The sequence below is a fragment of the candidate division WOR-3 bacterium genome (assembly GCA_011052815.1).
GTDB lineage: Bacteria > Hydrothermota > Tepidihabitantia > SM23-42 > SM23-42 > DRIG01.
This window is the reverse complement of record DRIG01000074.1, coordinates 1-3113: the sequence shown is the minus strand read 5'-3', so window position 1 is coordinate 3113 and position 3113 is coordinate 1. Positions and strand designations below refer to the sequence as shown.

The following is a 3113-nucleotide window of genomic DNA, read 5'->3' as shown; positions in this document are numbered from 1 at the left end:
TGCATTCGATCCTGCGTTGAGTGAATTGAGTAACGCCTATAGAAAGGAGTTTAAAGAAGAAGAGAGCATCGGCAATTACTATTTCTGGCGGGGTGAAGAGAAAGTCGTGGCGTCGCGGGCTCAACTTCTTGAGTTGTACAAGAAGGCGGTCGAAGAAATTCCGATCATTTCCATTGAAGATGCTTTTGCCGAGGATGACTACGAAGGCTGGCGTCGGCTGATGGCGGAACTGGGTGATAAGATCTTTATCATTGGTGATGATCTCGTTACGACAAAGGATTCCACGATCGAGGAGTGTGCGGATCAGAAATTGATAAACACCGCATTGATCAAAGCCAATCAGATCGGTACTTTATCCGAGACAGTACTCGCCGTCCTCGTGGCGTTCGGTAAAGGGCTTGATATCGTGGTCTCCCACCGTTCCAAGTCGCCCAACGACGATATGGAGGCGCAGATCGCCCTTGCTGCAAACGCCCTGGGTTTGAAGACCGGCGGCGGTGCGAATACTGAGAGACTCTTTAAATACGGAGCGGTCACCAAGGTGATGAAGGATATGATAAAACTCAGCAGGACTGCATTCAAAGAAGAACCCCGGGTGGAACTCGGCGATTTTATCGACAAGCTGGTTATTACCGAGATCATCGCTTATGAGGAACCGACGAACGCCGGTATCCCTACGGTCGGGGTTGAGGTCTATGTCGGCTTGAAGGGAAGTAAAAGATACAGAAAGTTATTGAGATTCACCGGTGCGACTCCCCTGGGAACCTCGGCGGGTGTTGATGAGGCGATTCACTTAGTCGACAGCATCATAGAGGATTCACCTCTGGTCGCCCGATATCAGGAGATGTTTGTGGAACAGCCTGACAGGACTTACAGATTTAAAAAGGAGATAACCGAAGAAGATATTAAAGAAAAGGATGATCCTGATCTGACTGAACTCTGGTTGAAGGCTCAGCGTTATAAAGGTAAAGGATGCAAAAACGCCGTCGACAATGTCGTCAATATCATTGCACCCGAATTCATCGGTAGAAAGATGTCCGAGCTGAAGAACATTGCAGATGTCGATAAAAAGTTGTTGTTGCTCGAAGGCAAGGCTGCCTTGATGCGAAAGAAGATATCAAAAGACGACAGCCGTGAAAAGATCATTGAAGTTTTACAGAGAAAGGCGAATCTCGGGATGAATGCAGTGCTTACTGTGTCTCTGGCGATCGCCCGGCTTATCGCCCATGTTCAGGGAAGGGACCTCTGGGAGTTGTTGAGGGAGGAGATGAAAGAGGTGATGGCTAAGACGATAGCCGCAAACGGCGGGGCAGAGGTGCTTACCGGAATCGTCGACAGTGCTTCCCTTGGGAAGATGAGCTCTGATGGAAAGCTCAGCTGGGAATCACTTAAGACGGAATTGTCTCTCAGTGAATTGGTCCAGGGCTTGCAGGCGGTCGAGAAAAAATTGAAGCAGCAGGGCAGGAAACTTTATGAAACCCTGCGGACGCAGATATCCATTTACGACGTAGAGATATTCAAATAATATCTATTGAAAACCCATAGAATTTCTTTATAATATTATCTGGTTTTATATCAAAGGAGGAAGTGTAATATGAGCAGAAGAATAAAAAATGTTGTAGGACGGGAAATATTGGATTCCCGGGGTAATCCGACTATCGAGGTCGAGATTGAATTGCAGTCGGGAAAGAAAAGGAGTGCTTCCGTGCCATCGGGTGCTTCTACAGGAAAATATGAAGCGGTTGAGCTGCGCGACAGCGGCTCCCGAAGATACGGAGGTAAAGGTGTGCTACAGGCGGTTGAAAATGTCAACAAAATCATCGGTCCCGCCTTAATAGGTAAAGATGTTATTGAACAGCCCAATCTGGATCGGCTCTTGATCGAACTTGACGGAACGCCGAACAAGAAGCGGCTCGGCGCGAACGCCCTGTGCGGTGTTTCCCTGGCGATTGCACGGACCGCGGCGGCGGAACTCGGTATTCCCCTGTACAAATATCTGGGTGGTCCTTATGCTGTATTGATGCCGGTTCCGATGATGAACATCATCAACGGAGGTATCCATACACTCCTCCAGGGACCGGATTTTCAGGAATATATGATTGTGCCGTATGGTGCAGGTTCTTTTAAAGAGGCACTCCGCTGGGGCAGCGAGACATATCATGCCCTGAAAAAGATATTATTGAACAGGGGCTTACGGATTGCGGTTGCTGATGAAGGTGGTTTTGTACCGAAGATCGCTTCGAATCAGGAACCCTTAGATTATATCGTGGAGGCGATTGAAAAGGGCGGTTATCGGCCCGGCGAAGATATTGGAATCGCCCTGGATGTTGCGGCGAGCGCTTTTTATGAAAACGGTAAATATAAACTACGGATCGAAAACAAAGAGTTGAATGCAGAGGAACTTATTGAGAGATATTGCAGCCTGGTCGATAAGTATCCGATTGTTTCCATCGAGGACGGACTTGCAGAAGATGACTGGAAAGGATGGAAATTATTGAACAAGAGGCTCGGTCACAGGGTCATGCTCGTCGGAGACGATATTTTTGTGACGAATGTGGAACGGATAGAGAAGGGAATCAAAGAGAATGTCGCCAATGCGGTTTTGATAAAACCGAACCAGATCGGTACGGTCACTGAAACGATAGCTGCAGTCCATATGGCTCAGCGGGTCAAGTGGGGTGTCGTTGTATCCCATCGCAGCGGTGAGACCGTCGATTCTTTCATCGCGGACTTTACGGTCGCCATGGGAACCGGGGCATTGAAGACCGGAGCGCCGTGTCGTGGTGAACGAGTGGAAAAATACAATCAGCTTTTGAGAATAGAAGATGATCTGAAAGGCGCCGCGATACATCCAAGTAAAGAATTCTGGAGTCGTTCATAACACCGCTGCCAAAGAGGAGGTTTTATGGTGCTGGATAATATGGAAGATCTGGATAAAGGTCCGTTTTGTAAACCTTATGGTCAGTTGTTCTTTGAAAATCTGGAGAAGATGCCTTCTTTCCAGGTTGTTGAGGCGTATCTTTCGTGCCTTCTGGAGGCACAGGATAAGATTCAGAAAGCTATTTCAATACTCGAGGGCATTTTGAAAAAAGGCGCCGATAAATTGAAGGAGA

General features: G+C 47.9%; 3 protein-coding genes. All 3 read left to right on the top strand.

What is annotated here, in order from left to right:
* On the top strand, window positions 1-1525 hold a 1525-nt coding region (locus ENI34_07060), incomplete at its 5' end, for a hypothetical protein (GenBank protein HEC78887.1).
* A gap of 69 nt (window positions 1526-1594) precedes the next feature.
* Window positions 1595-2881, top strand: a complete 1287-nt coding sequence (locus tag ENI34_07055) for a phosphopyruvate hydratase (GenBank protein HEC78886.1) — start codon at window positions 1595-1597, stop codon at window positions 2879-2881.
* Between the two features lie 24 nt (window positions 2882-2905).
* Window positions 2906-3113: hypothetical protein (locus ENI34_07050; GenBank protein HEC78885.1), on the top strand; the 208-nt coding region annotated here is incomplete at its 3' end.

Excerpts from the sequence above, each read along its gene's own strand:
- ENI34_07055 (HEC78886.1), top strand. The coding sequence starts at position 1,595 with ATGAGCAGAAGAATAAAAAATGTTGTAGGACGGGAAATATTGGATTCC.